Raw genomic sequence first — 25,959 nt, 5'->3', positions numbered from 1 at the left:
GCCACAGGCAAATGTCCCGGGATCAGGCGCGGCCTGCTGCGCGGGCAGGGCTCAGGTAGAAGGTGAGTCGGAACTTGCCGATCTGGACTTCGTTCCCGGACCGTAGCTCAACGCTGTCCACGCGGTCGTGGTTGACGTAGGTGCCGTTGAGGCTGCCGGTATCCACCACTTCAAAGCTTCGCGCAGTCCGGCGGAACTCGACGTGGCGCCGCGACACGGTGACGTCATCAAGGAAGATGTCTGCGTCCGGATGGCGGCCAGCAGTGGTGATGTCCGAGTCAAGCAGGAAGCGGGCACCCGCGTTCGGGCCGCTGTGGGCCACCAGGAGTGCTGAACCCGCCGGCAGTGCCTCCACGGATGAATGTTCTTCCGTGGACAGCTTGGGGGCGATGGTGGGCCCGTCGGTGACGGGAGTGAGATGGATCGAGGTGGTCTCCGAAGCCCTGGCCGCACCTGTGCCGTAGTCGCCTTCGGCAGGGTCCTGTTCGTGGCCAACCATGGATTCCTCCTCTTTCGCTGCAGCTCTACGCCTGCAATCAACATTTGCCCTGACGGATTCGCCTCGCGGATCCGTTGCCGGGCCCCGATCCGGCCCACTGACGTGCGAAGACGCCCGTGGGCCGGACCGGATGAACCCGTTAGCTTCAGCCTACCTGCTGTTCGTACTCGGATGCACTGAGCAAGGATTCCACAGCATCAGCTTCGGCGAGCCGGATCTCGATCAGCCAGCCGTCACCGTACGGATCGGAGTTGATCAAGGCCGAATCGGTATCGAGGGATTCGTTGCGTGCCACGACTTCGCCGCTGACCGGAGCATAGATATCGCTGACGCTCTTGGTGGATTCAACCTCGCCCACCACCTCGTTCGCGGAGACTTTGGTGCCGGCTTCCGGCATCTGGGCATAGACAACATCTCCGAGTGCGTCCTGCGCGAAATCGGTGATGCCCACCCGGACCACGCCGTCGTTTGGTGCGGATACCCACTCGTGCTCTGCGGTGTAGGACAGGTCTTCGGGAATGTTGCTCATCAGGGGCCTTTCATCGGGTCAATCACCAATGTCAACGGGGCCTGGTAAACAAGCCGCCGCTGAAAGTATAGGCACAACTCCACGGGCGTTCGAGGAGGATTCTGACATGATGGGACGCATGAGAGTACCTGCACAGGAGACGCCCGGGAAAAAGGCAAACTGGGCTGCGCGGATCATCTTTGTGGCGGTGGCGTTGCTGCTTCTCGTCATCGCGTACTTTGCCTTGGCGGCCGTCCTGCCGGTCTGGTGGGCGAATGTGATCCGCAACCAGGTCCAGGGCAATCTTGGGGCCGGCATCCTCGTGGGCATGTTCTATGGGTTCACTTTCACGTTCGTGCCTCTCCTGGTGGCCTGGCAGGCCACGCGCAAAGCCGTGGGCTGGCCCTGGAAGCTGACCATCGTCCTCGCCGCCGTGGCCATCGCGACGCCCAACCTCCTCACCGCCGGGATCATGTTCGGCACCTCGCAGGCCGCCCACAACGGTCAGCGGATCCTGGGTACGGAGGCCACCTGGTTCCCGTTGTGGACGCAGATCTCGGCCATCGCCGCCGTCGTGATCTTTGTGGTTGGCCTGATCCTGTGGAGGGTCTGGCGGCAGCGGGGCAAGAAGATGAAAGCGCTTAAGAAGGCAGATGCCGAGCGTTCCGTGGCTGCAAAGGCGGCCAATGGTACCGCGGCCGGCTCACCTGCTCCCGAGGCGCCCGCTGTTCCTGGCGCGCCGGACGCGACCGACGGCCAGGCTGACCGCAGGTAAAGCCATGCCGGAGCTTCCCGAGGTTGCAGGCCTGGCCGGTTTCCTGGACGAGCACCTGCGCGGAGCCGTGGTGCGGAAGGTCCAGGTCGTTTCCTTTGCCGTGCTGAAGACTGCGGATCCGCCGTTCACAGCGCTGGAGGGCTGCACCGTCGCCGGTGTGCGGCGGTTCGGAAAGTTTGTCAGCATTGACACCGACGGGCCGTCGTTTGTCTTCCACCTCGCCCGGGCGGGGTGGGTCCGCTTCACGGACTCCCCCACCGACACGCAGCTCCGGATGGGAAAGGGCCACATCGCCATGCGGCTGGCGTTCACCGGGCCGGACGGTGCCCATGGCATGGATCTCACCGAGGCGGGGACCAAAAAGAGCCTGGCGGTGTACATTGTGCGCGACCCCCGGGATGTGCCGGGCATCGCGGCACTGGGGCCGGACCCGTTCAGCGCAGGGTTCGACGCCGACATGCTGGCAGAAATTCTCGGCTCCACTTCCCAACAGATCAAGGGCGTCCTGCGCAGCCAGAGCGTCATCGCGGGGATCGGCAACGCCTACAGCGACGAGATCCTGCACGCCGCCAAAATCTCCCCGTTTGCCATCGCCAAGTCCCTGGACCGCGATACCGTCCAGGTCCTGTACGACGCCATCCACAGCATCCTGGGAACCGCCCTCGCCGAAGCCGAGGGCAAGGCGCCCGGTGAACTTAAGGACGTCAAACGCAGCCACATGCGGGTCCACGCCCGGACCGGTGAGGCCTGCCCAGTCTGTGGCGACACTGTCCGGGAAGTTTCGTTCGCGGACACGGCGCTGCAGTACTGCCCCACCTGCCAGACACACGGCAAGGTGCTGGCGGACCGCCGGACATCGAAGTTCCTGAAATAGTCGACGTCCACTTTTGGCGAGTCCCCTCCACCTGGACTTATCCCCGGGACATTGCTGGGGGAATTGACCGGGCGGCGGGGAAAACCCGCGGGGACCACGTTATGTCCTATTAAACAGCAAAGGCCGCCTCCGGATTTCTCCGGAAACGGCCTCTGACCTGTGGTTTCTTTGGTCGGGCTGACAGGATTTGAACCTGCGACCCCTTGACCCCCAGTCAAGTGCGCTACCAAGCTGCGCTACAGCCCGTTAGTTCCGCCGTTCTCCGCTGCGTTTACTCCTGATGTTAGCTAGGATTTCAACTCAGCAGTCCGGCCGAACCACCTTGAAAAGCTTACACGATCCCGGAGGGTGCAAGTGACACTTTGCCGCCTGCACGCCTCCGGCGTGTCGGAATTAACGCTTCTTGCCGCGCTTTTCACGGACGCGCATGTTCACCTCGATGGGCGTGCCCTCGAATCCGAACGTCTCGCGGAGCCTGCGGGTGATGAAGCGGCGGTAGCCCGGGTCCAGGAATCCGGTGGTGAACAGCACAAACTTCGGCGGCCGGCTGGACGCCTGCGTGCCGTACAGGATGCGCGGCTGCTTTCCGCCGCGGACCGGGTGCGGGTGCGCCGCCACAAGCTCGCCGAGGAAGGCATTGAGCTTGCCGGTGGGGATGCGCCTGTCCCAGTTCTCCAGGGCCAGGTCCAGGGCGGGAACCAGGCGGTCCTTGTGCCAGCCGGTCAGCGCGGAAATGTTGACCCGGGGCGCCCAGGCCACGTGGGCCAGGTCCTGTTCGATTTCGCGCTCCAGGTAGGTGCGGCGTTCGTCGTCGAGCAGGTCCCATTTGTTGAAAGCCAGCACCAGGGCGCGGCCCGACTCGATGGCCAGCTGCAGGATTCGCACGTCCTGCTCGCTGAGGACTTCGTCAACGGCGAGAAGAACGACGGCGACCTCCGCCTTCTCCAGCGCGGCCTGCGTCCGGAGGGAGGCGTAGTAGTCGGCGCCCTGCGCCATGTGTTGGCGGCGGCGAATGCCTGCCGTGTCCACAAAGCGCCACGTGCGGTCGCCGAGTTCGATGAACTCATCCACCGGATCACGAGTGGTACCGGCGGTGTTGTCCACTACTACACGCTCGGACCCTGCCAGCTTGTTCAGCAGCGATGACTTGCCCACGTTCGGGCGGCCGATCAGGGCGATGCGGCGCGGACCGCCGGAACGTTCCAGGCCCTCAATCGTGGAGAACTCCGGCAGGGTGTCCATGACGTGATCGAGCAGGTCGGCGACGCCGCGGCCGTGGAGGGCCGAAACCGGGTAGGGCTCGCCGAAGCCGAGGCCCCAGAGCGTGGCCGAGTCCGCTTCCTGGGCGAAGTCGTCCACCTTGTTAGCCACCATGATGACTGGCTTCTTGCTGCGGCGGAGCATCTTCATAACGCCCTCGTCCGTTGCGGTGGCGCCCACCGCTGAGTCGACGACGAAGAGCACGGCGTCGGCCAGCTCCACGGCCATTTCGGCCTGGTCGGCCACCCGGGCGTGGATGCCGCGGGCATCGTGCTCCCAGCCGCCGGTGTCCACCACGGTGAAGTTGCGCCCGTTCCAGTGTGCCGAGTACATCACCCGGTCCCGCGTCACGCCGGGAGTATCCTCGACCACGGCTTCGCGGCGGCCCAGGATGCGGTTCACAAGAGTGGATTTGCCCACGTTGGGACGGCCGATGATGGCAAGGACGGGATCGAGCTTGACCGGACCGTCAAAGTCCTCGTCGTCGTAGTCCCCGCTCAGCAGGGCGGCATCTTCCTCGTCGAGCTCGTAGTCATCCAGGCCGGCCCGGAGCGACGCGGCACGCATCTCCGCTTCGTCGTCGTCCATGGCAGCCAGCCGCTCGGCCACCTGGTCCGTGCCGGTGGGCGTGTATTCGTCTTCGCCGGCGCCGGAGTGGCCGGAAGTTTGAGTCGTATCGCTCATAACACTTTCCTTAAGTGGTCATCTGCCGGCGTCCCGGCTACTGCTGGTTCGAGCGGTGGGTCCGCGTGGGGCAAAGGCTGCCCGCTGTGTTGAATGGTCTCCTGGACGTGCCCCGCAAGCGCAGCGCGGATTTCCATTCCCGCCCTGTCCATTGAAGCACGGCCCGTTTCGCCGGGGTTTCGGCTGAGGGTCAGTGCGTTGCCGAAGCTGACGTGGAACCGCCGCCCCGGCCTGGGCACCGTGTCAAGGTGTTCGTTGCCCGTCCGGGTGCCGAGAATCGCCACCGGAACGACGGGTGCCCCGGAGTTGAGCGCCAGCCAAGCGACACCGTTGTTGATGTCCGTTGCCTGGCCACTCCCCCGCGTACCTTCCGGGAGGATCCCGATGCAACGGCCGGCGTCGAGCATGTCCTTGCCCAGCAGCAGCGCCGCCCGGTCCCCGGAGCGGTCCACCGGCAGCTGGCCGGAGGCCCGAAGGACCCGGCCCAGCAAACCCTGGAACATTTCCTTCTTAACCAGAATGTGCATGGGACGCGGCGACGCGCCGAACATCACCGGCCCGTCCAGGAAACTGATGTGGTTGCCGGCAAAAATCACCGGCCCGCCTGTAGGCACGTTGTCCCGGCCAGTGACGGACGTCCGGTACACCACGTGGTCCAGGAGCCAGCCGACGGGCCGGCTCCAGGTCATGGTCAGGCCGGAGGGAAGCCGCACGCCGCGGTCAGTCACGGTTAAGCACCTTCGTGACGATCACGAGCGCCGCGTCCACGGTCTCGGCGAAGTCGAGATCGGAAGAATCCAGGGTGACAACACCGTCGGCAGCCTGGGTGAAGTTCACCACCGTGGAATCCTTGGCGTCACGGTGGGTGACCTGGGCGGCGAGCTGCTCCGCATCCTGCGTGCCGCCCAGCTGGATGCCGCGGCGGCGAAGCCGGGCCTCCTCACTGGCAGTCAGCAGCATGCGGACTTCCGCGCCCGGGGCCACGACAGTGGTGATGTCCCGGCCCTCCACCACGATGCGACGGTGGTGCTTTTCAATAAGCTCACGCTGCCGGCGGATCAGTTCGGTCCGGGCACCAAGGGTGGTGGCCACCGCACTGACCGCCGACGAAATTGCCGGTTCACGGATGGCGTCCGTGACGTCGGTGCCGTTCACGCGGACGTATTCCTCCCGCGGCGTGGTGCTCAGTTCCAGGACCAGGTCCCGGGAAGCCTGCTCCACGGCGGCGGCGTCACTGAGGTCAATTCCGCTGGTGACGCAGAACCAGGTGAGGGCCCGGTACATGGCGCCGGTGTCCAAGTAGGCAAGGTGCAGCCGACGGGCCACTTCCTTGCTCACGCTGGACTTGCCGGAGCCTGACGGCCCGTCGATAGCAACCACCAGGGGCCGGCCGACGCGCAAGGCCGGAAGAGTGTCAAGAAGTTCTTGTGTCATTACTGCAATACCCGCCATCCGCGGTCGTTGAGTGCTTCGATCAGATGGTCATGCTTGTTCGGCAGCACGGACAGTTCCACCATGCCCACGTTCTGGCCCGACGAATGGTCCAGCCGAAGGTCCTCCACGTTCACGCCGATCTCACCGATTTCCGTGAGAAGCTGCGCGATCTGTCCCGGCCGATCATCCACGAGGACGGTCAGCCAGGAGTAGGCCTGCGGCGGGCCACCGTGCTTGCCCGGAATTCGAGCCTGCCCGGCATTGCCTTCGCTGATCAGCTGGGCCAGGTCAAGCCTGGCGCCCGGCGCAAGCGGTTCCTCGAGCGTGCCGATGAGCCGGTTCAGGTCCTCGCGGACTCCGTAAAGGATCTCCACGACCTTGCCCGCGTTACCGCCCAGGATCTGGACCCACAGCGTGGGATCGCTGGCGGCGATCCGCGTGACGTCCCGCAGGCCGTTGCCGGCGAGGGACAGCGCGTGAAGCGGCGTCCCCTGCAGCCGGCTGGCCAGCAGGGAGGACATGATCTGGGGCAGGTGCGACACCAGTGCCACGGCTTCGTCGTGTTCGTCGGCAGTGAACTGGGAAACCACAGCTCCCAGGTCCGTGGCCAGGGAACGCGCAGTCTGCACGGCAGCCGCGGATGACTCCGGGCCTGGACAAACCACCCATGGCATGGACGTGAAGAGCTCGCCGCGGGCCGCAACCGGCCCGGACTTTTCGCGCCCTGCCATCGGATGGGTGCCCACATAGCGGGTGAGGTCCGCGCCGCGGCCGCCCAGCTCCGCCAGGATGGCGGCTTTGACGCTGGCGATGTCAACCACCACGGAATCCGGGTAGTCGGCAAGCGCACGGGCCGCGACGTCGGCGGTTACGTCCGGCGGTGCTGCCACCACCACGAGCTCCGGTGCCTCGTCCCCGAGCTGGTCCAGGGGCTGGCCGGCACCGATGTCCACGGCCACAGCCTGGTTGGTCGGCGACGGGTCAGACAGGAACACGGGCACGCCGCGCCCACGCAGGCCCAGCCCGATGCTGGCACCGAGCAGGCCGGTGCCGATCACCACGACCGGCCCGTTGAGGTGTCCCCGCCCGTGGGAGCGAAATGCGGACATGCCTCAGAGTCCTACGGATGCCAGCAGGTGGCCGACTTCCTGCTTGCCAAGGTTGCGGATGCTGCCCTGGCGCTGGTCGCCCAGGCCAATGGGACCCACCTTGACGCGCACCAGGCGCAGGACCGGGAACCCGACGGCGTCGAACAGGCGCCGGACAATCCGGTTCTTGCCCGAGTGCAGGATCACTTCGATCAGCACGTGGCCCGGCGTGGAGTCCACGAGCTTGAAGGAGTCAACGGAGGCAAAGCCATCCTCGAGTTCCACGCCTTCCCGGAGCTGGGCGCCGACTCCCTGCGGGAACGGGCCGCGGACCTGGACCAGGTAGGTCTTGGGGACCTCGTAGGACGGGTGGGTCAGCCGGTTGGCCAGTTCGCCGTCGTTCGTCAGCAGCAGCAGTCCTTCGGTGGCGACGTCCAGCCGGCCCACGTGGAACAGGCGTTCGCCCTGGTGTGTCTTCCGCACAAAATCGCTGATGCAGGGACGTCCGTCGGGGTCCTCCATGGTGGATACGACGCCCTTGGGCTTGTTGAAGACCATGTACACGAGGTTTTCATCCAGCTGGATGCGCAGGCCATCGACGTGGATGACCGCTGTCTTGGGGTCCACGCGGACACCAAGCTCAGTGACGACCTGGCCATCGACTTCCACCCGGCCTTCCGCGATCATCTCTTCGCAGACGCGGCGCGAAGCCACGCCGGCCTGGGCCATGACCTTCTGCAGGCGGGTGCCGTCGGCGTCGTGCATTTCCGACTGGGGAACGGCTCCGCGGGGTCCGCGCTTGCGGGCAGGCTTGCGCACGGGGCCAAGGTTCTGGCCAAAACGTTCGCTGCCGAAGGCGCGCGACGCCGCTGCTCCGGGCCTGCCGGTGCGGGGCTTGGGCTTGAGTGCGCCCGGGGTGCCGGGAGCTTTGTTGGCGCCCGGCTTGCGGGCTGCAGGCTTGCGCGCCGAGGTACTGCCGGCGGGCTTCCAGTCGGAGGCACCGCGGCCGGCCGGTGGCGACGCCGGGGCATCGCCGGGATCGACAAATGGCTCCTCGCGCGGCCTCGGGGCCTTGTACGGCCGGTCGCCGCCGCCGAATCCGGCGTTGCGCTTGCCGGCGCCGGCGCGGAATCCGCCGCCCGCCGCGCTGGGGCGGCCGCTGCCGCCCTGTGCAGGGTTACGGCTGGCGCCGCCCTGTGCAGAACTGCGTTCTGAACTGTTACGTCCTGAACTGTTACGTGGTGAACCCTGGCGTCCCGCCTGTGTCATGACCCGTCCTTCGTTATTTGGCCCGCTGGTTGTCCAAGAACAACCCTAGCCAGCCATGCAGAAATTATCTGCCCTTATGAATATTCGTGTGCACGCGGGATTTCCCGCCTACATTCTGTCGGCGTCGTAGAACTCCGCGATGCCCTCAAGCCCCGGAAGATGGGGTGAGAGCTGTGGAAGTTCAGCGGCGGAGCCGATTCCCATCCGTTCCAGGAAATACGACGTGGTCCGGTAGAGGATGGCTCCCGACTCAGGATCGTGTCCCGAATCTTCGATCAGCCCGCGCTGGGTCAATGTCCGTACGACGGAATCGACATTGACTCCTCGAATTGCAGACACTCTGGCCCTGGAGACAGGCTGGCGGTACGCGATGACAGCCAGTGTTTCCAAAGCCGCCTGCGTGAGCCTGGCTGTCTGACCCTCAAGCACAAACCGTCCGACGATCTCGGCGAAGTCTGCGCGGGAGTAGATCCGCCAGCCACCGGCGATGTTCCGCAATTCAAAACCCCGGGGGCTGGCGCTGAAACCAGCATCGCTGGCACAGTCCATGTCCGGGGCTTTAACAGTATAGCCGCTATACTCCCGCTGCAGTTCCGCCAGCAACTGCTCGACGACGGCGACGGTCAGGTTTAGCCCGGCGGCCAACTCAGCAGCGCTGGCCGGTTGGTCCAGGACCATCAGGACCGCCTCAAGTGCAGCCTTGGCACCGCCGGGAAGATCCCGGACGTCCATGGCCGGCTCCGCCCCGGGCTCCGGTAGTTCTTGGCTCACGACAGTTCCTCGTATTCTTCGCTCAGGTTTTCTGGTGACCAGTCCCGGCCGTCCACCGTCCAGTGGACAGTGAGATCGCCCAGGGGCGACACCTGGTCGAAGGAGACTGCCCGGTCCCGGAACATCTCCAGCAATGCCAGGAACCTGGCCACCACCACGAGGGTGGAATCGGCGTCGGCGATCAGCGCACGGAACGACAGCGGCTTCCCCAACTGGAGCCGGAGCCCCAGGATCTCGGCCTGTTCCTTCACGCTGACGGCACTGCCGTGCAGGTGGGCAAGGCCCACCTCGGTGGGCCTGGGTGTCTTGGGCTTCAGGGCGGACCCGGCCAGGCGGGCGAACTGGTCCGGAGTGTGTTTCCACACCAGTTCCGGGAGCATGGCGGCGAAGTGCTCCTCCAAGGCAACCTGGCGCGGAAACCGGCTGGCTTCGTGTTCCAGGGTTACAGCCATCAGGGCTGCCACCCGTTTGAACGCCTTGTATTGGAGCAGCCGCGCAAAAAGGAGGTCCCGCGCTTCCAGCAGGGCGATGTCCTCATCGTCCTCGACTTCACCGGCGGGCAGGAGCCGCGCCGCCTTGAGGTCCAGGAGGGTGGCGGCGATGACCAGGAATTCGCTGGCTTCATCCAGCGCCCATTCCTCGCCGAGCTTCTGGAGCTTCCTGATGTACTTGATGAACTCATCAGTGACGGTGGCAATGGCCACCTCGGTAATGTCCAGCTGGTGCTTGGCGATCAGGCCCAGCAGGAGGTCGAACGGGCCGGTGAAGTTGGCCAGCCGCACCTCAAAGCCGGGTTTGGACTCGGCCACGCCTAGTTAGGGTGCGCCGCCGCGCGAAATCAGCTCTTTGGCCAGGCGGCGGTAGGCATCGGCGCCGATGTGGCTGCCGGCGTAGCTGGTGATCGGCTCGGCCGCGACGGTGGCGTCCGCGAACTTGATGGAGCGTTTGATGACCGTCTCGAAGACTTTGTCACCGAACGCTTCCACCAGGCGGGTGATGACTTCGCGGCTGTGGAGCGTGCGGGCGTCGTACATGGTGGCCAGGACGCCATCAACCTGCAGGCCAGGGTTCAGCCGGTCCTGGACCTTGTCGATGGTTTCCACCAGCAGGGCTACCGCACGGAGCGCGAAAAACTCGCAGATCAGCGGAATGATCACGCCGTGGGCTGCGGTCAGGGCGTTGACTGTCAGCAGGCCCAGGGAGGGCTGGCAGTCGATCAGGACGACGTCGTAATCGTCTTCGACTTTTTTCAGCGCCCTGTCCAGGACCTGCTCACGGGCTACTTCATTGACCAGCTGCACTTCCGCGGCGGAGAGGTCGATGTTGGCCGGCAGCAGGTCCACGTTTTCGACGCCGGTCTGGTGGATGGCGTCGCGGATGTCCACCTTGCGGTCCATCAGGACGTTGTAGACCGTCAGGTCCAGTTCGTGCGGGTTGACGCCCAGGCCCGCGGACAGCGCGCCCTGCGGGTCGAAGTCAACCAACAGCACCCTGCGGCCGTATTCGGCAAGGGCCGCTGCCAGGTTGATGGTGGACGTGGTCTTGCCAACGCCGCCCTTTTGGTTGACCATGGCGATCACGCGCGCGGGACCGTGGGACGACAGCGGGGCGGGTTCCGGAAATTCGCGGTGGGGGCGCCCGGTGGGACCCATCACGGCGTCTTCCAGATCGAGTTCCGTGCCTTCCAGAGTTGCCGAACCCTGTTCGCTGCTCACGTATCTATCCACACTTTCGATGACGGTGATTTTCCTGCCGCTGGAAGTCCAGCGCCGATCCTGCTTTCCACCTAGGCTACAGGCCCCGACACGGTATTCGAGGGAACTTGACATTGTGTGGATTCTGAGCCTTGACCTTCTGGTAGAGGTCGAAGGTTAGGCTTCCGCACGCAGCAACCGCCCGCACAGCCGGGGCTGTGCGGGCGGTCCGTGACGTGTCCTGAAGACGTCGGCGGCTGCTGTCGCCTAGGCGTTGACCAGCACGGGCTCGGCCTTGGAGTCCTTGGCCTCCGGCTCGCCATGTCCTGCGATCATGGTCCGCTCGTCGAACGGAACCTGGCCCGAGAGGACTTCGCCGACCTGCTTGTTGTCGATTTCCTTGACCCAGGTGCCGATCAGGATGGTGGCCACGGCGTTGCCGGTGAAGTTTGTCAGGGCTCGGGCCTCTGACATAAAGCGGTCGATGCCAACGATCATGCCAACGCCACCCAGGAGTTCAGGCTTGTGGGCCTGCAGTCCTGCTGCCAGCGTGGCCAGGCCGGCACCGGTCACGCCGGCGGCACCCTTGGAAGCGATGATCATAAAGACCAGGAGTGAAACCTGGGCGCCGAGGTCCAGCGGCGTGCCCATGGCGTTGGCCACGAACAGGGAGGCCATGGTCAGGTAGATGGCCGTGCCGTCCAGGTTGAAGGAGTAGCCCGTGGGGACGGTGACGCCGACAACCGGCTTGGAGACGCCCAGGTGTTCCATCTTGGCGATCAGGCGCGGCAGGGCAGCTTCGGACGAGGAAGTGGAGAAGATCAGGAGGTACTCGCGGGCCAGGTACTTCATAAGCTTGAAGATGTTGACGCCGGCAACCAGCTGCAGGAGTCCGCCCAGGATGATCACAATGAACAGTGCGCAGGTGATGTAGAACGCGACCATCAGCGTGAACATGCTCACGATTGCCGCGACACCGGTGGCGCCGACCACAGCGGCGATGGCACCGAAGGCGCCCACCGGAGCAAGCCACATGATCATGATGAGGATCCTGAACACTACTGCCTGGCCGTGGCCGATCGCCTTCAGGACAGGAGCGCCCTGCGCGCCCATCTTCTGGAGGGCGAAGCCCACAAGGATGGCGGCGAGGAGCGTGGGTAGAACGGGTACATCGCCGGGAATGATACCCAGGAGGAAGGCGACGGTGCTGTCTACTTCGGCCTTCTTGTTGGGGTCGTACGCCGCAAGCTTCAAACCTTCACCCGGGTGGATGAGGTTGCCTACCACCAGGCCAATGCCCAGGGCGAAGGTGGACATGAGCACAAAGTAGCCCAGCGCCAAGCCGCCCACCTTGCCTACGGTGGCTGCCTTGGCGATGGAGCCAATGCCCAGGACGATGGTGCAGAAGATAATCGGTGCGATCATCATTTTAATGAGCTTGATAAAGCCGTCACCGAGGGGCTTCAGTGATTTGCCGACCTCGGGGAACAGCAGGCCGACGACGGCGCCCAGGATGACGGCGGCAATGACGGCAATGTAAAGGTAGTGGGATTTGTCCAGGCCCTTGCGCCGCGTCTTGACGGTGTCGAGCGACTCTCCTCGTTGAGAAGCCATGATGTGTCTCCTTATGGATAATCTGGTAGACGCTGCGGCGCATTCTCTGGGCTCATCGCGTCGGTCCGGTGTGATATCCATCATTGGCCACACCGTGACTTAGCTCACGGTTGCGTTCATATTGGTCATGGGAGGTGCTTAATGTTCCACCGCTGGAGTATCGCCCGCAGGCTGTTCGTGGCGAATCTGCTGATTGTGCTGGCCTTCATTGCGGTTGCGGGCACCGCTACGTTCGTCGACGCCAGGGACCGGAGCTATGAGGAAGCCGGACGGCGGATGACCGGTGTTGCGGCCGCCGTCGCCGCAAATCCGCTGGTCCTCCAGGCCGCGGACCAAACGGATCCGACGGCGTTGCTCCAGCCCTACGCCCTGGACGTCATGGCCGGATCCGGAGCGGACTTCATCACCATCATGGCGCCGGACAGGACGCGCTGGACGCATCCCAGAGACGAGGAGCTGGGCAGGCCGTATATCGGCTCCATCGAGGCGTCGCTGCGTGGCGAGGTGTTCACCGAGGTCACGGCAGGAACGCTGGGGCCGTCGGTGCGGACGGTCGTCCCGGTCAAGGATGCCGCGGGGAACGTCAAGGCGCTCGTTGCCGCCGGTGTTACGGTCCGGACAGTGGACGTGGCGATTACCGGCCGGCTGCCGGCACTGCTGGCCCTCGGCCTGGCCCTGCTGGTGGGCGGATCCTTGGCTTCCTGGCTGTTGGGCCGCTACTTGCGCCGGGTGACCAGGGGGTGGGGGCCGGAGCAGCTGGCGCAACTGTTCGCCTACTACGAATCGGTCCTGCATTCCGTGCGTGAAGGGCTGATCCTGGTCGATACCAAGGGCCGGGTGGTGATGTACAACGATCAAGCCGCCGAGCTGCTGGGACTGGAGCCCCGCGATTCGGAAGACGATCCGTCGCGGCCGCCCTTCCTGACCGATCTCCCGCTGGCCCCCAGCCTGAAGGAACTCTTCGAATCCGGCCGCACGGCCCACGATGAAATCCATCTGACGGGCCCGCGGATCGTTGTGGTGAACCAGGGCCCGGCCGTCGGGCCCGACTCCCCCGGCCTCCGCCGCCCCGCGGTGTTCGGCACCGTGGCCACCATCCGCGACCGGACGGAGATCGAATCGCTGGGCAGCGAACTGGAAACCATGCGGACGCTGTCCGACGCCCTCCGCGCCCAGACCCACGAGCACGCCAACCGGCTGCACACCATGGTTTCCCTGCTGGAATTGGGGCGAACCCGGGAGGCCCTGGAATTCGCCACCAGGGACCTCGAACTGAGCCAGCAGCTGACCGACGAGATGGTGAGTTCCGTGGACGAGCCGGTCCTCAGCGCCCTGATCATGGGGAAGGCCGCCGAAGCGAATGAACGCGGCGTGAAGCTGATACTCTCCGCCGAGGGGTCCGCGTCCGTTGCCGGCCTGGCTGTCCAGGACCTGGTCACCATCCTGGGAAACCTCCTGGACAACGCGATCGATGCCGCCGCGGATGGTGCGGCTCCCAGAACGGTGGAGCTGACCGTGGAGTCCGATGCCGAGGGGCTGGACATCACGGTGGAGGATTCCGGCTCCGGTGTGGACTCCGCCGCCGTGGAGGACATTTTCCGGCACGGCTTCAGCACCAAAGCCTCCGGTCCGTTCGGACGCGGCATTGGCCTGGCCCTCGTCCGCCAGGCGGTGCAGCGCCTGGACGGTACCATGACCATCACAGGCAAGGACGGCGCACGCTTCCATGTCTTCCTGCCGGCCATGGCCGCCGGGACCGACAAAGAGGAGCAGTTCCAGTGACCGATATCCGCGTCCTCGTTGTTGAGGACGAACCGGTGGCCTCGGCCGCGCACGCGGCCTACGTGGGCCGGATGGCAGGATTCACGCTGGCCGGGACGGCCCCTGACGGCCAGTCCGCGCTCAGGCTGCTGACGGAACTCGCGGCTGCCGGCGAGCCGGTGGAACTGGTCCTCCTCGACATGAACCTTCCGGACCTGCATGGCCTGGACATCGCCCGCCGGATGCGTGCGGCAGGCATCCTGGCGGACATCATTGCCATCACGGCGGTACGGGAAGTGGCGATTGTCCGCAGTGCCGTGGCCATCGGCGTGGTCCAGTACCTGATCAAGCCCTTCACTTTTGCCACGTTCGAAGACAAGCTCTCCAGCTACCGGTTGTTCCGGCAGCAGCTGGCCTCCCCGGAGGCCGGCGCCGGCAGGACCGGCGCCTCACAGAGCGAGGTGGACCAGGCCTTCGCAAGCCTCCGGGCACCGTCGGAACTGCCCCTCCCGAAAGGCCTCTCAGTCTCCACTCTCGATTCAGTCCAGGCGTACCTCAAAGAGCATTCGGGATCTGTTTCTGCCACGGAGGTCATGACCGCCCTTGGCATGTCCCGCGTGACCGCCCGCCGCTACCTCGAATACCTCGCCGACGCCGGCCGCGTTTCCCGCGCGCCCCGCTACGGCACGCCCGGCCGGCCGGAGAACGAATATGGTTGGAAGCGGCCCTGACACTACAGAGTCCGTGGCTTAGGCAGAGGAGATGGCTTCTTTGAGGGCCCCCAGCGCCAGAGTCACTGCTGCGGCGCTTGCGTTGGGGCCCATCATTCCGATCCGCCAGATGCTGGAAACATACTTGCCCGCCCCTGAGCCAATCTCGATGCTGAAGTGCTCCAGGAGGTAGCGGCGTACGGCCGCGGAGTCGACACCGTCCGGGACCTTGACAGTGGTGAGGCTGGGGAGCCGGTGGCCCTCGGCCGCGAACAGCTCAAGTCCCATCTCCTGGAGCCCCGCCTGCAACGCGGCCCCTGCCGCGCGGTGGCGCGCCTGGACCGCGTCCAGTCCCTCGGCCAGGATTCTTTGCAAGCCCGCCTCGAGACCGGCGATCATGGTGACCGGCGGCGTGTGGTGGTAGGTTCGGCCGCTGCCGCTGGCGGCCCCGACGTAACCGCCCAGCAGACCCACGTCCAGGTACCAGGAGCGGGGATTCCTGATCCGGCGCTCGAAGGCCCTACCCGACATGGTGAAGGGCGACAGCCCTGGCGGCACGCCGAGGCATTTCTGGGTGCCGGCATAGCCGACGTCGATTCCCCAGTCGTCTGCAAGGAGTTCCAGCCCGCCGATGGATGTCACGGCGTCGACAATTAGCAGCGCATCGCCCTTGTTCTGCCCGAGCGATGCGACGTCGGACAGCACGCCCGTTGACGTTTCGGCGTGGACGGCCGCAATCACCTTCGGTCGCGGGTGGGCCGCCAGGACGCGTTCGACGTCGATGGGCGTGCCCCATTCGTGGTCTACGCGAACCACGGTCGCGCCGCAGCGGCGGGCCACCTCACACATACGCTCACCGAAGAGGCCGTTGACGGCGATCACTGCCACATCGCCGTCGTCCACGGTGTTCACGAAAGCAGCTTCCATGCCGCCGGAACCGGTGACGCTCAAGGGCAGGGTGCGGGCATTCCGAGTCCCCCAGACCGTGCGGAGGCCCTCGCAGGTGTTGTCGAGCCGTTCGATGAAAACCGGGTCCAGGTGCCCAATCACCGGATGCGCCAACGCGGCGGTCACTTCCGGGTAGCAGTTGCTCGGTCCCGGACCGAACAGGAACCGCGACGTCAAAGCCTGTGGCATTGGAACTCCTTCGTTGGCGGGCTCTTGCCCTTGTCGGGCCGGTCAGTGTTTCGGTGCGACGGCGATGTGCTCGCCGTCGACGGCCTCGAACGGCGTGTGGCGGTCCATGATCAGCAGGTAGGTGACCGCGGCCAGGATCGCGCCGACGAACCAGGAGAAGCCGGAGATATAGGTGAACGCAGGGACGAGGGCAAGCACCAGCGCGACGACCGCAGCCGGTGTGCCCGCGATGACGGCCTTCCGGTTGACGCCACGGGTGTAGGCATACGCCCCGTCAGGGGAGTCCGAGTACAGATCCGGAATGTTGACCCTGCCCTTACGGACCAGCCAGTAGTCGGCCATGATGACGCCGAACAGTGGCCCCAGGAGGGCGCCCAGCCCGCCGAGGAAGTAGACGATAACCAGGGGCGAGTTGTACAGGTTCCAGGGCAGGATCACCAGGCCGATCACCGCGGAGATAATGGCTGCGCGGCGGAAGTTCAGCGTCCGCGGGAAAAGGTGGGCCAGCGTGTATATGGGTGCCACGAAGTTGGCCATCAGGTTCACGGCCACCGTCAGGATGATCAGGGCCAGGCAGGCCAGCACCAGCAGGAGCGTGTTCGGGATGGCGTTGACGACGTCGGTGGGCGACTCGATGACCGTTCCGTTGATCTTGTATTGGGCGCCGGCGAGGACGACGACGATCGCGGCGAAGAAGAGCATGTTGATGGGGATGCCGAAGAAGTTGCCCCGCACCACCGACCGCCTGGAGGGAGCGCCCCGGGTGAAGTCGCAGAAGTTCAGCACGAACGTCCCGTAAACAACCACCCATAGCGCCGCCGACTGGAAAATCCGCACCCACATGACGGGGCCTGTCAGCGAGTCGGCGGTGGACCAGGCGATGGTCCCGCCGGCTTCCACCAACATCCAGATGGCCAGCGCGAGCATGGTGACCAGGATGACGGGGCCGGCGAAGGCCTCGTACTTGCGGATCATCTCCATGCCGAAGCTCACGATCACCGTCTGCACCGCCCACAGCCCCACGAACGAGATCCAGCCCAGGGTGGAGAGCCCGAGGAACGAGTCTGAATCGAGCGGAGCCAGGGACGGCGCGAGGGCCAGGATCAGCACCCGGAGCACCACCGAGGCCAGATACGTCTGGATGCCGAACCAGGCCACGGCCACGGCGCCGCGGATGATGGCGGGAATATTGGAGCCCCGGATGCCGAACGCGATCCTGCTCATGACCGGGAACGGCACGCCGGTCCGCTCGCCCATGAACCCCGAAAGGTTCAGCAGCAGGAACAGCAGGACGGCGCCGAGCAGGAAGGCCAGCATGATCTGCCAGGCGCCCAATCCCAGGGCGAACAGTCCGATGGCAAACACGTAATTTCCCAGCGAGTGCACGTCGTTCGCCCAGAGTGTGAAGATGCTGTAGGCGTGCCAGGTGCGCCCCTTGCGCGTGGTGGGCGCCAGGTCCTCGTTGTAGAGCCGGGGGCTCACGCCCGCAGGCACCTGGACCAGGGCGGCTGGCTCTCCCCTCACGATCTCCTCGACCGCGGGGTCCCCGGTGCCCCACGGCTCAGGATCAATCAGATGCGGATGCCCATGCTCGTGCTCATCGTGCGAGCCGGGACCGTGTTGGTGGGACATGATGCAGACCTCCGTAAGACGGAAACGGCATTGCTGGGCGTGGCCTTGTGTGGACGGAACCGGCGCTGCCGCTGGGGAGCGTCAACCTTGGACGGGTGGCGCCCATGGAACCTTTATTTCATAGTGCGGAAAAGACATTTCGTTTTGTGAAACAAATGTAGCTGTGGGGCAGATCACAGTCAACAAGTCCGGTTATTCCGCCGATAGAGAGCCCGAATTAACGCGACGGTACTACTAAGCGGCGCCTTCCGGCCGGAGCACGCCCAGCAACTGCCCGATCACCTCCGGGTCCTCAATGGTGGAGGGCACCACGTAGTCTTCGCCGTCGGCAATCTGCCTCATCGTCTTGCGCAGGATCTTCCCGGACCTGGTCTTCGGGAGGGCTTGGACCACCGTGGCGTGCTTGAAGTCGGCCACTGGTCCGATGTCCTTCCGGACCAAGGCAACCAGCTCGCGGACCAGGTCCGCTTCGTCGCGATCCACCCCTGCCTTGAGCACCACGTAGCCACTGGCCCGCTGACCCTTGAGGGGATCCGCCACGCCGATCACGGCACATTCGGCCACGGCCGGGTGGCTTGCGATGACCTGCTCAATCGCGCCGGTGGACAGCCGGTGGCCTGCGACGTTGATGATGTCGTCGGTGCGGCCCATCACAAAGACGTAGCCATCGGCGTCCTGGTAGCCACTGTCGCCCGTGGCGTAACTGCCTTCGAAGGCCGCCAAGTAGGAGGAGACATAGCGCTCATCGTTCTGCCAGAGGGTGGTCAGGGTGCCGGGAGGCAGCGGCAGCCCGAGGACAATATTGCCCTCCTCCCCCTGTTCCACCGGCGCGCCGGAGCCGTCCACGATCATCAGCGCAAAACCAGGCATGGGCACAGTAGGTGAACCGGGCTTGAAGGGCAGGTCCTCCAGCCCGCGCGGGTTGGCGCAGATAGCCCATCCTGTTTCGGTCTGCCACCAGTGGTCCACCACCGGAACACCCAGGGCCTCACCTGCCCAGCGGTACGTATCAGTGTCCAGCCGCTCGCCGGCGGCAAACAGCGTGCGCAGGGTGGAGATGTCGTACCGGGCCAGTTCTGCCGCCCGGGGATCGGCCTTGCGGATTGCGCGCAGGGCCGTGGGCGCGGTGAACAGGACGTTGACCTTGTGGTCCTGCACCACGCGCCAGAACGCTCCCGCATCGGGCGTCCCCACGGGCTTGCCCTCGTAGAGGACCGTAGTGGCACCGGCCAACAGCGGGCCATAAACAATGTAGGAATGCCCCACCACCCAGCCGACGTCGGACGCCGTCCACATCACGTCACCCGGACCCACGTCGTAGATGTTTGCCATCGTCCAGCTGAGCGCGACAGCATGGCCGCCGTTGTCCCGCACGACGCCCTTCGGCGTGCCGGTGGTGCCCGAGGTGTAGAGGATGTACAGGGGGTCGGTTGCTGCGACGTCCACTGCTTCCGCCGGGGCGGCAGCGTCAATGCACCGGTCCCAGTCCAGCCAGTCCGGATACTCGGAGGCCGAGTGCACAAAGCCTTCCCGGCCCTTGACTATGACGGGCGTCTGCCCAGCGCCGGCGAGTTCGAGGGCTTCGGCAACCGCCGGAAGATACTCCACCCGGCGTGAGGGCTCAATCCCGCCGGACGCCGTCACAATCGCGGCCGGACCGGCATCCTTGATGCGTACGGCGAGTTCCTTGGGCGCGAATCCGCCGAAGACCACCGAATGCACGGCCCCGAGCCGGGCTGTCGCCAGCATCGCGATGGCGGCCTCGGGAATCATGGGCATGTAAATGACCACCCTGTCCCCTTTGCGGACTCCCTGCGAGCGCAGCACACCCGCGAACCGCGCCACGAGGTCCGTCAGTTCGGCGTAACTGTACGTGCGCTTGACCCCCAGCATCGCGGAATCGTAGATGAGGGCATCCCGGTCCCCACGGCCGGCCTCAACGTGGCGGTCCAGGGCGTTGTAGCTCGTGTTGAGGATGCCATCGGGAAACCATTGGAACAGCGGGGCGGCCGATCCATCAAGAGTGGTTTCCGGCGTCCTGGACCAGGTCACGCCGCCTGCTGCCTCGAGCCAAAAGACATCCTTATGTTCGATGCTGCGCGAATATGCTTCCCGGTAATTTCCGCTGACCATCTTGGGCTCCCGTCCACGTCACTGTGTTGCCACCATGCTATGCGGGCAACAGGCAGCATACAAGGCCGATGTATACACAACCACGGAAATTTCGCTGATTCGCTGGCTTTTGCTGGGAAATTCGGCAATTCATGTATACACTGATGTCCATGAACAGATTGACGGGAGGCACCATTCGGGCCAGCGACAAAGCTTACGCAACGCTTCGCGAAGACATCATCGAATGGCGCCTCGCGCCCGGAACGGTCCTTGCCGAAGTGGAGCAGTCGGAGCGGCTGGGCGTCTCACGCACTCCCGTCCGGGAGGCGCTGAGCCGGCTCAGCGCAGAAGGACTGACGACGGCGGCAGGCGGCCGCGGCGTCGTCGTCACCGACATCTCGCTGGAGGACATCGACGAGATGTTCGAGCTCCGCGAAACGCTCGAAGGCAAGGCAGCAGCCCTCGCCGCCGAACGCGGCGAGCGCGCGGTCTTTGAGAAACTCCATGCCGATCTCCTGCGGGCGCAGGAGCTGATCAGCGACTCCGATCCCGCCCGGCATGAGTACTACGCCCTGGTGGGCCGGCTGGATGAGGCAATCGACGCCGCCATCTCCAACTCCTACCTCGCCCAGGCGATGCGCAGCCTGCGTGTCCATCTTGTCCGGGTCCGCCGGCTCGCTGCCGATGACGCCCCGCGGCTGAACGCGGCCGCCGTCGAACACGCGGCCATCGCGGAGGCCATCGCCGCAGGCAACGCCAGGCTCGCCGAAGCAGCCACCACCCTGCACCTGCACCGCAGCCTTTCCCACGTCAAAGCCACCCACCCACAGCACTAAGAAGGAGCACCATGGTTAAGCTCAACCACGTCCGCGTCTACAAGAGCGAAGAGAACCTCCCCCGTGAAGACCAGCTGGCGCACAAGATCGCCGTCGTCGCCGCCGACGCCGTGGAGGTCACGCCCGAGGTCACCGAAATGGTCATCAACCGGGTCATCGACAATGCCTCCGTGGCCATCGCTTCCCTGAACCGCGCCCCGATTGTGGCTGCCCGGGCCCAGGCTCTGACCCACGCACCGACCACCAACGGCAAGGGCGCCGGCGTCTTCGGCATCACGGACCGTGTCTCCCCCGAGTGGGCAGCCTGGGCGAACGGTGTGGCCGTCCGCGAGCTCGATTACCATGACACGTTCCTGGCGGCTGACTACTCCCACCCGGGCGACAACATCCCGCCGATCCTGGCCGTCGCGCAGCACGTCGGCGCGAGCGGCCAGGACCTGATCCGCGGCATCGCCACCGGCTACGAGATCCAGGTCAACCTGGTCAAGGCCATCTGCCTGCACAAGCACAAGATCGACCACGTGGCCCACCTCGGTCCGTCCGCCGCTGCCGGCATCGGCACACTCCTGGGCCTGGACGTCGAGACGATCTTCCAGTCCGTTGGCCAGGCGCTGCACACCACCACCGCCACCCGGCAGTCCCGTAAGGGTGAGATCTCCACCTGGAAGGCGCACGCACCGGCGTTCGCGGGCAAGATGGCTGTGGAAGCAGTGGACCGCTCCATGCGCGGCCAGACCTCCCCCGTGCCGATCTACGAAGGCGAAGACGGCGTGATCGCCTGGATGCTGGATGGCCCGGACGCCTCCTACGAGGTCCCGCTGCCCGAGGCCGGCGAAGCCAAGCGCGCCATCATGGACACGTACACCAAGGAACACTCCGCCGAATACCAGGCCCAGGCCTGGATCGACCTGGCCCGCAAGCTGCATGCCGAGCACCCGGAGGCAACGGACGCGTCCAACGTGACGTCGGTCCTGATCAAGACCAGCCACCACACGCACTACGTGATCGGTTCCGGCGCCAACGATCCCCAGAAGTACAGCCCCACGGCCAGCCGGGAAACCCTGGACCACTCCATCCCGTACATCTTCACGGTGGCACTCCAGGACGGCTCCTGGCACCACGTGGACTCCTACTCCCCCGAGCGCGCCGGCCGTGCCGACACGGTGGAGCTGTGGAACAAGGTCAGCACCGTGGAAGACCCCGAATGGACCCGCCGCTACCACTCGCTGGACATCGCTGAGAAGGCCTTTGGCGGTTCCGTGTGGATCACCCTGAACGACGGCACGGTCATCACCGACGAGATCGCTGTGGCCGATGCCCACCCGCTGGGCGCCCGGCCGTTCGCCCGCCAGCAGTACATCAACAAGTTCCGCACCCTGGCGGCCGGCCTCGTTGCCGAAGCGGAAATCGAGCGCTTCCTCGCCGCCGCCGAGAGCCTTCCGGACCTGGGCCCGGGCGAACTGGACCAGCTGAACATCACCGCCGCCCCGGGTGTCATCGACCTGAGCAACGCACCCGCCGGCCTCTTCTAAGCCCTGCTTACCCACCCCGCACAGGAGCATCAGATGCTGTATTCCAAGACCACCCCGGAACAGAAGCGGATCGCGCTGCGCGAGATGCTCGCGTCCGGCACCATCCAGCAGTTCCCGGGCGCCTTCAACCCGCTCTCGGCGCGGCTGATCGAGGAAAAGGGCTTCGCCGGTGTTTACGTCTCCGGAGCGGTGCTCGCCAATGACCTTGGCCTGCCGGACATCGGGCTGACCACCCTCACCGAGGTGGCCACGCGTGCCGGGCAGATCGCCCGCATGACCGACCTGCCCACGCTGGTGGACGCGGACACCGGCTTCGGCGAGCCCATGAACGTGGCCCGGTCCATCCAGGAACTGGAGAACGCCGGCCTGGCCGGCTGCCACATCGAAGACCAGTTCAACCCCAAGCGCTGCGGGCACCTGGACGGCAAAAACGTGGTGGACCTGGACACGGCCGCCAAGCGCATCCGCGCCGCAGCGGATGCCCGCCGGGATCCGAACTTCCTCATCATGGCCCGGACCGACATCCGCGCCGTCGAAGGGATCGAAGCCGCCAAGGACCGGGCACGGGCCCTGGTGGACGCCGGCGCGGACGCCATCTTCCCGGAGGCGATGAAGGACCTGTCCGAGTTCCAGGCCATCCGTGACGCCGTGGACGTGCCGATCCTGGCCAACATGACCGAGTTCGGCAAGAGCGATCTGTTCACCGTGGAGCAGCTGCAGGGAGTGGGCGTCAACATGGTCATTTACCCTGTCACGCTGCTGCGCATTGCCATGGGCGCAGCAGAGCGTACTCTGGAATCGATCAAGGCAACAGGGTCGCAGGAAGCACAGGTGGAGAACATGCTCACCCGTGCGCGGCTTTATGACCTTGTGGACTATGAGGCCTACAACCACTTCGATACCGGCGTTTTCAACTTCCAAATTCCCGGCGTCCGCTAGGACCCGGGATCCACGAAAGAACGAAGGAGTTCAGCATGGCTGCTGAAGATATCAAGAAGGGCCTGGCCGGCGTCGTGGTGGACTACACCGCGGTCTCCAAGGTCAACCCGGACACCAATTCGCTGCTGTACCGCGGCTATCCCGTCCAGGAGCTGGCCGCCAAGTGCAGTTTCGAGGAAGTGGCCTTCCTGTTGTGGAACGGCGAACTGCCCACTCCCGATGAACTGTCCGCATTCTCGGCCCGCGAGCGCGCCGGCCGTGCCCTTGATCCTGTGGTGAAGCAGATCGTTGACACGATCCCCACCACCGCCCACCCGATGGATGTCTGCCGGACCGCGGCCTCCGTTATGGGCGCCCGGCATCCACTGGCCGAAGACTCCTCGCCCGAGGCCAACATGGCCAAGGCCGTGGATCTCTTCGCTGCGATGCCGGCGATCGTTGCCTACGACCAGCGACGCCGGCGCGGCCAGGAACTCGTAGAGCCCAGGGATGACCTCGGCTACTCGGAAAACTTCCTGTGGATGGCGTTCGGCGAGGACCATGTCCCGGAGGTCGTGGACGCCTTCAACGTCTCGATGATCCTGTACGCCGAGCACTCCTTCAACGCCTCCACGTTCACCGCCCGCGTGATCACCTCCAGCCTGTCCGACCTGCACTCGGCAGTGACCGGCGCGATCGGCGCCCTCAAGGGCCCGCTGCATGGCGGCGCCAACGAAGCGGTCATGCACACCTTCGACGAGATCGGCATCCGGCCCGAGGAATCCCTCGACGAAGCCGCCGCCCGCGCCAAGACCTGGATGGAAGACGCCCTGGCCCACAAGAAAAAGGTCATGGGCTTCGGCCACCGTGTCTACAAGCACGGGGACTCCCGCGTCCCCACCATGAAGGCCGCGCTGGACAAGATGATCGCCCACTACGGCCGCCCGGAGCTGCTGGGGCTGTACAACGGCCTCGAGCAGGCCATGGACGAGGCCAAGGCCATCAAGCCGAACCTCGACTACCCGACGGGCCCCACCTACCACCTGATGGGGTTCGATACACCGACCTTCACGCCCCTGTTCGTGGCCAGCCGGATCACCGGCTGGACCGCGCACATCATGGAACAAGCGGCCAGCAACTCCCTGATCCGCCCGCTGAGCGAATACAGCGGGGTGGAGGAGCGGCACGTGCCGTAGTCCCCACCGGCTCCCAAACCTCGCAAGCTCGGTTCGGGTCCCCCGCCAGCGTGGGCCCAACCGTACGGCGGCGGGCCGGTCACCTTGAAGGTGGCCGGCCCGCCGTTTGCGCATCGGCTTCAGCGGGTCGTGTAGTCCAGCACTTCACGGACGGTCTCGTTGTCATCGTTCAGGACCACCGTCAGGCGCAAGAACGACCCACCAAGCGCAAGCGGCAGCCAATGTTCTGCGTCCTGCCACATCCGCTCCACAGGCAAGGCGCCGACGTCGAACCATTCCGGCCGGATCTCCGCGCTTTCGGATGGCTCACCGTCCCAGCGCTCCGCCACAAACAGGCGGGTGCTCATATTCCATTGCGGCCGGGCCGGGAAATCGAAGATCACCACGCCGGCGTCGCGCAGGTCCTCCTGCCGGACCACAAGGCCGGATTCCTCGTGCACTTCGCGGCAGGCAGCCTCGGCGTCCGTCTCCCCCGGCTCAACATGGCCGCCGAGTCCCACCACCTTGCCGCGGCCGAAGCCGGTCTTCTTCAGGCCCAGCAGGACCTGTGGCACACCGGCGGACTCCCGGGTGAGGAAGCACAGCGTGACAGGGGTAAACGTCATGCCCCCAACCTTATAGCCTTGCCGCCGGCAATCTCCGGCGGCTTCCGAGCTCAGCCGGCGTCCACCGGGCCTTCCCCCACAAGCTGCGTGCGGAGCTCCACAGGGATCCCCTTCTGCGCAAATTCCTGGTCCATCGCTTCCTGCGCAGTAACCCGCACGCCGTTCTGCGAGACGTCGTTGTTCAAGGCCTGGAATTTCCAACTGAACACAGTGGACCACGGCGCCTGTACATCGAAGAGGAAGCGGCCGTTCTGCAGCCGGGCGATGTGGTACCAGGCGTTGCCCCCGTCGAGCTGAAGGGCCCTGACGCCGTGGTCGGAAATCGAGTAGGCCAGCCAGCCGTCGGCGCACCCCAGCACGGTGTAGTAGTGCTGCTCCGCTTCGGGAATCGGCTCGATGGCAGGCGCCTGCGTCTGCAGCAGCTGGTCAATGTTGGCCACTGTGCACGGGATGCCGTCTGTTGTCAGGACTGCGGGTGTGGTGGCGGAAGGACTGGCCGACGGCGACGGCGCGGGTTCGGTGGCGATGGCGCTCGGGGCAGGGGTTGCTTTGGAGGTGCCCGCCGGCGCGGGCGCCGGCTGCGGCGCCCCCATGCCGCCGGCCACCACAACGGCACCAACCACTGCCGCCGCCGCAAGAGTGACCACTGCTGCCCGGGCCGCCGTCCGGCCCGCGGACCTGCGCCGTGCCAGCGGCACCACACTGGGGTCGTCAGAAAAGGCGATAGAGCGGGCGGCGGCCGACGGGGAACACCCCAGCGTCTGTGCCAGTTCGGCGGTGGTCAGATCGTCCCAGTAGCTCAGCATCAGGACCTCCCGGTCCCGCGCATTGAGCCGCAGCAGGACATCGGCCACAGCGGCCTGTTGTTCATCGTTGGAGCGGGGAGCACCGCTGCGCGCCTGGTCCTTCAGCCGTTCGACGAGTTCGAGGCGACGACGCCGGCCCTTGTACTCGTTGCTGAGCAACTTGCGGGCGGTCGCGAGGAGCCAACCTATGCCGGGCGGTTCCGCCGGCTGCTTCTCCCACGCGATCCTGAAGACGTCCGCCGCC

Annotated in this window: 23 protein-coding genes, 1 tRNA gene and 1 pseudogene; 8 read left to right on the top strand and 17 right to left on the bottom strand. The window is 65.5% G+C overall.

Annotation, left to right across the window (positions count from 1 at the left end; translation table 11 throughout):
- Window positions 1-22: 22 nt before the first annotated feature.
- Window positions 23-499, bottom strand: a complete 477-nt coding sequence (locus AC3IT0_RS08070; protein WP_489323207.1) for an FHA domain-containing protein — start codon at window positions 497-499, stop codon at window positions 23-25.
- A 145-nt stretch (window positions 500-644) separates the two neighbouring features.
- Entirely contained in the window at window positions 645-1,028 is a 384-nt protein-coding gene (gene gcvH / locus AC3IT0_RS08065; protein WP_489323206.1) for a glycine cleavage system protein GcvH, read from the bottom strand.
- A 118-nt stretch (window positions 1,029-1,146) separates the two neighbouring features.
- Between gcvH and AC3IT0_RS08060 the strand changes: the two genes are divergently transcribed.
- Entirely contained in the window at window positions 1,147-1,782 is a 636-nt protein-coding gene (locus AC3IT0_RS08060) for a hypothetical protein (RefSeq protein WP_489323205.1), read from the top strand.
- Window positions 1,783-1,786: 4 nt separating this feature from the next.
- Window positions 1,787-2,656: an Fpg/Nei family DNA glycosylase gene (locus tag AC3IT0_RS08055; protein WP_489323204.1), complete on the top strand. Its 870-nt coding sequence runs from the start codon at window positions 1,787-1,789 to the stop codon at window positions 2,654-2,656.
- A gap of 169 nt (window positions 2,657-2,825) precedes the next feature.
- On the opposite strand, the gene AC3IT0_RS08050 is transcribed toward AC3IT0_RS08055, so the two are convergent.
- The 10 genes from AC3IT0_RS08050 to AC3IT0_RS08005 form a co-directional block, all read right to left on the bottom strand.
- Window positions 2,826-2,902: transfer RNA gene (locus tag AC3IT0_RS08050), tRNA-Pro, on the bottom strand.
- Window positions 2,903-3,049: 147 nt separating this feature from the next.
- Window positions 3,050-4,600 (bottom strand): ribosome biogenesis GTPase Der, encoded by a 1,551-nt coding sequence (gene der, locus AC3IT0_RS08045; RefSeq protein ID WP_489323203.1) that lies wholly within the window; start codon window positions 4,598-4,600, stop codon window positions 3,050-3,052.
- A complete protein-coding gene (locus AC3IT0_RS08040; RefSeq protein ID WP_489323751.1) occupies window positions 4,597-5,289 on the bottom strand; it encodes a lysophospholipid acyltransferase family protein in 693 nt (230 codons plus the stop codon). Before AC3IT0_RS08040 ends, der begins: the two co-directional genes overlap by 4 nt.
- Before the next feature lie 31 nt (window positions 5,290-5,320).
- Window positions 5,321-6,034 carry a (d)CMP kinase gene (cmk, locus tag AC3IT0_RS08035; RefSeq protein WP_248761688.1) on the bottom strand — a complete coding sequence of 238 codons (714 nt, stop codon included), beginning with the start codon at window positions 6,032-6,034 and terminating at the stop codon, window positions 5,321-5,323.
- Window positions 6,034-7,143, bottom strand: a complete 1,110-nt coding sequence (locus AC3IT0_RS08030) for a prephenate dehydrogenase (protein ID WP_489323202.1) — start codon at window positions 7,141-7,143, stop codon at window positions 6,034-6,036. The genes cmk and AC3IT0_RS08030 overlap by 1 nt, the downstream gene beginning before the upstream one ends.
- Before the next feature lie 3 nt (window positions 7,144-7,146).
- On the bottom strand, window positions 7,147-8,391 hold the full coding sequence (locus tag AC3IT0_RS08025) for a pseudouridine synthase (protein WP_489323201.1): 1,245 nt from the start codon (window positions 8,389-8,391) through the stop codon (window positions 7,147-7,149).
- Between the two features lie 108 nt (window positions 8,392-8,499).
- A complete protein-coding gene (gene scpB / locus AC3IT0_RS08020) occupies window positions 8,500-9,123 on the bottom strand; it encodes an SMC-Scp complex subunit ScpB (RefSeq protein WP_489323750.1) in 624 nt (207 codons plus the stop codon).
- Window positions 9,124-9,158: 35 nt separating this feature from the next.
- Window positions 9,159-9,971: a segregation and condensation protein A gene (locus AC3IT0_RS08015; RefSeq protein WP_489323200.1), complete on the bottom strand. Its 813-nt coding sequence runs from the start codon at window positions 9,969-9,971 to the stop codon at window positions 9,159-9,161.
- 6 nt (window positions 9,972-9,977) lie between these two features.
- Window positions 9,978-10,877: a ParA family protein gene (locus tag AC3IT0_RS08010; RefSeq protein ID WP_489323199.1), complete on the bottom strand. Its 900-nt coding sequence runs from the start codon at window positions 10,875-10,877 to the stop codon at window positions 9,978-9,980.
- Window positions 10,878-11,123: 246 nt separating this feature from the next.
- Window positions 11,124-12,470 carry a cation:dicarboxylate symporter family transporter gene (locus tag AC3IT0_RS08005; RefSeq protein ID WP_489323198.1) on the bottom strand — a complete coding sequence of 449 codons (1,347 nt, stop codon included), beginning with the start codon at window positions 12,468-12,470 and terminating at the stop codon, window positions 11,124-11,126.
- 141 nt (window positions 12,471-12,611) lie between these two features.
- Between AC3IT0_RS08005 and AC3IT0_RS08000 the strand changes: the two genes are divergently transcribed.
- On the top strand, window positions 12,612-14,252 hold the full coding sequence (locus AC3IT0_RS08000) for a sensor histidine kinase (protein WP_489323197.1): 1,641 nt from the start codon (window positions 12,612-12,614) through the stop codon (window positions 14,250-14,252).
- Window positions 14,249-14,962: a response regulator gene (locus tag AC3IT0_RS07995; RefSeq protein ID WP_489323196.1), complete on the top strand. Its 714-nt coding sequence runs from the start codon at window positions 14,249-14,251 to the stop codon at window positions 14,960-14,962. Before AC3IT0_RS08000 ends, AC3IT0_RS07995 begins: the two co-directional genes overlap by 4 nt.
- 18 nt (window positions 14,963-14,980) lie before the next feature.
- Here the strand turns inward: AC3IT0_RS07995 and AC3IT0_RS07990 are convergent, their stop codons facing one another.
- The 3 genes from AC3IT0_RS07990 to AC3IT0_RS07980 all read right to left on the bottom strand — a co-directional run bounded on the left by AC3IT0_RS07990 (window position 14,981) and on the right by AC3IT0_RS07980 (window position 19,843).
- Window positions 14,981-16,078, bottom strand: a complete 1,098-nt coding sequence (locus AC3IT0_RS07990) for a pyridoxal-phosphate-dependent aminotransferase family protein (protein ID WP_489323195.1) — start codon at window positions 16,076-16,078, stop codon at window positions 14,981-14,983.
- Between the two features lie 42 nt (window positions 16,079-16,120).
- Window positions 16,121-17,710: an NCS1 family nucleobase:cation symporter-1 gene (locus tag AC3IT0_RS07985; RefSeq protein WP_489323194.1), complete on the bottom strand. Its 1,590-nt coding sequence runs from the start codon at window positions 17,708-17,710 to the stop codon at window positions 16,121-16,123.
- 234 nt (window positions 17,711-17,944) lie between these two features.
- On the bottom strand, window positions 17,945-19,843 hold the full coding sequence (locus AC3IT0_RS07980) for an AMP-binding protein (protein WP_489323193.1): 1,899 nt from the start codon (window positions 19,841-19,843) through the stop codon (window positions 17,945-17,947).
- A 173-nt stretch (window positions 19,844-20,016) separates the two neighbouring features.
- Here AC3IT0_RS07980 and AC3IT0_RS07975 point away from each other — a divergent pair.
- The 4 genes and pseudogenes from AC3IT0_RS07975 (at window position 20,017) to AC3IT0_RS07960 (ending at window position 24,304) form a co-directional block, all read left to right on the top strand.
- Window positions 20,017-20,677: pseudogene (locus tag AC3IT0_RS07975) on the top strand (GntR family transcriptional regulator).
- Window positions 20,670-22,190 (top strand): MmgE/PrpD family protein, encoded by a 1,521-nt coding sequence (locus tag AC3IT0_RS07970; protein ID WP_489323192.1) that lies wholly within the window; start codon window positions 20,670-20,672, stop codon window positions 22,188-22,190. The pseudogene AC3IT0_RS07975 and the gene AC3IT0_RS07970 overlap by 8 nt, the downstream one beginning before the upstream one ends.
- A 33-nt stretch (window positions 22,191-22,223) precedes the next feature.
- Window positions 22,224-23,129, top strand: a complete 906-nt coding sequence (prpB, locus tag AC3IT0_RS07965; protein WP_489323191.1) for a methylisocitrate lyase — start codon at window positions 22,224-22,226, stop codon at window positions 23,127-23,129.
- Window positions 23,130-23,164: 35 nt separating this feature from the next.
- Entirely contained in the window at window positions 23,165-24,304 is a 1,140-nt protein-coding gene (locus tag AC3IT0_RS07960; protein WP_489323190.1) for a bifunctional 2-methylcitrate synthase/citrate synthase, read from the top strand.
- Window positions 24,305-24,423: 119 nt separating this feature from the next.
- On the opposite strand, the gene AC3IT0_RS07955 is transcribed toward AC3IT0_RS07960, so the two are convergent.
- Both AC3IT0_RS07955 and AC3IT0_RS07950 read right to left on the bottom strand, forming a co-directional pair.
- Window positions 24,424-24,909: an 8-oxo-dGTP diphosphatase gene (locus AC3IT0_RS07955; protein ID WP_489323189.1), complete on the bottom strand. Its 486-nt coding sequence runs from the start codon at window positions 24,907-24,909 to the stop codon at window positions 24,424-24,426.
- Between the two features lie 50 nt (window positions 24,910-24,959).
- Window positions 24,960-25,874 carry a sigma-70 family RNA polymerase sigma factor gene (locus AC3IT0_RS07950; protein WP_489323188.1) on the bottom strand — a complete coding sequence of 305 codons (915 nt, stop codon included), beginning with the start codon at window positions 25,872-25,874 and terminating at the stop codon, window positions 24,960-24,962.
- Window positions 25,875-25,959: the final 85 nt, after the last annotated feature.

This window comes from Pseudarthrobacter sp. KH_020_B (genome assembly GCF_057840185.1).
This window is presented reverse-complemented; position numbering and strand designations above follow the sequence as displayed.

Bases quoted from the DNA above. Each gene is read 5' to 3' on its own strand.
- AC3IT0_RS08070 (WP_489323207.1), bottom strand. From the start codon at position 499: ATGGTTGGCCACGAACAGGACCCTGCCGAAGGCGACTACGGCACAGGT.
- gcvH (WP_489323206.1), bottom strand. From the start codon at position 1,028: ATGAGCAACATTCCCGAAGACCTGTCCTACACCGCAGAGCACGAGTGG.
- AC3IT0_RS08060 (WP_489323205.1), top strand. From the start codon at position 1,147: ATGAGAGTACCTGCACAGGAGACGCCCGGGAAAAAGGCAAACTGGGCT.
- AC3IT0_RS08055 (WP_489323204.1), top strand. From the start codon at position 1,787: ATGCCGGAGCTTCCCGAGGTTGCAGGCCTGGCCGGTTTCCTGGACGAG.
- der (WP_489323203.1), bottom strand. From the start codon at position 4,600: ATGAGCGATACGACTCAAACTTCCGGCCACTCCGGCGCCGGCGAAGAC.
- AC3IT0_RS08040 (WP_489323751.1), bottom strand. From the start codon at position 5,289: ATGACCTGGAGCCGGCCCGTCGGCTGGCTCCTGGACCACGTGGTGTAC.
- cmk (WP_248761688.1), bottom strand. From the start codon at position 6,034: ATGACACAAGAACTTCTTGACACTCTTCCGGCCTTGCGCGTCGGCCGG.
- AC3IT0_RS08030 (WP_489323202.1), bottom strand. From the start codon at position 7,143: ATGTCCGCATTTCGCTCCCACGGGCGGGGACACCTCAACGGGCCGGTC.
- AC3IT0_RS08025 (WP_489323201.1), bottom strand. From the start codon at position 8,391: ATGACACAGGCGGGACGCCAGGGTTCACCACGTAACAGTTCAGGACGT.
- scpB (WP_489323750.1), bottom strand. From the start codon at position 9,123: ATGGACGTCCGGGATCTTCCCGGCGGTGCCAAGGCTGCACTTGAGGCG.
- AC3IT0_RS08005 (WP_489323198.1), bottom strand. From the start codon at position 12,470: ATGGCTTCTCAACGAGGAGAGTCGCTCGACACCGTCAAGACGCGGCGC.
- AC3IT0_RS08000 (WP_489323197.1), top strand. From the start codon at position 12,612: ATGTTCCACCGCTGGAGTATCGCCCGCAGGCTGTTCGTGGCGAATCTG.
- AC3IT0_RS07990 (WP_489323195.1), bottom strand. From the start codon at position 16,078: ATGCCACAGGCTTTGACGTCGCGGTTCCTGTTCGGTCCGGGACCGAGC.
- AC3IT0_RS07985 (WP_489323194.1), bottom strand. From the start codon at position 17,710: ATGTCCCACCAACACGGTCCCGGCTCGCACGATGAGCACGAGCATGGG.
- AC3IT0_RS07980 (WP_489323193.1), bottom strand. From the start codon at position 19,843: ATGGTCAGCGGAAATTACCGGGAAGCATATTCGCGCAGCATCGAACAT.
- AC3IT0_RS07970 (WP_489323192.1), top strand. From the start codon at position 20,670: ATGGTTAAGCTCAACCACGTCCGCGTCTACAAGAGCGAAGAGAACCTC.
- prpB (WP_489323191.1), top strand. From the start codon at position 22,224: ATGCTGTATTCCAAGACCACCCCGGAACAGAAGCGGATCGCGCTGCGC.
- AC3IT0_RS07960 (WP_489323190.1), top strand. From the start codon at position 23,165: ATGGCTGCTGAAGATATCAAGAAGGGCCTGGCCGGCGTCGTGGTGGAC.
- AC3IT0_RS07955 (WP_489323189.1), bottom strand. From the start codon at position 24,909: ATGACGTTTACCCCTGTCACGCTGTGCTTCCTCACCCGGGAGTCCGCC.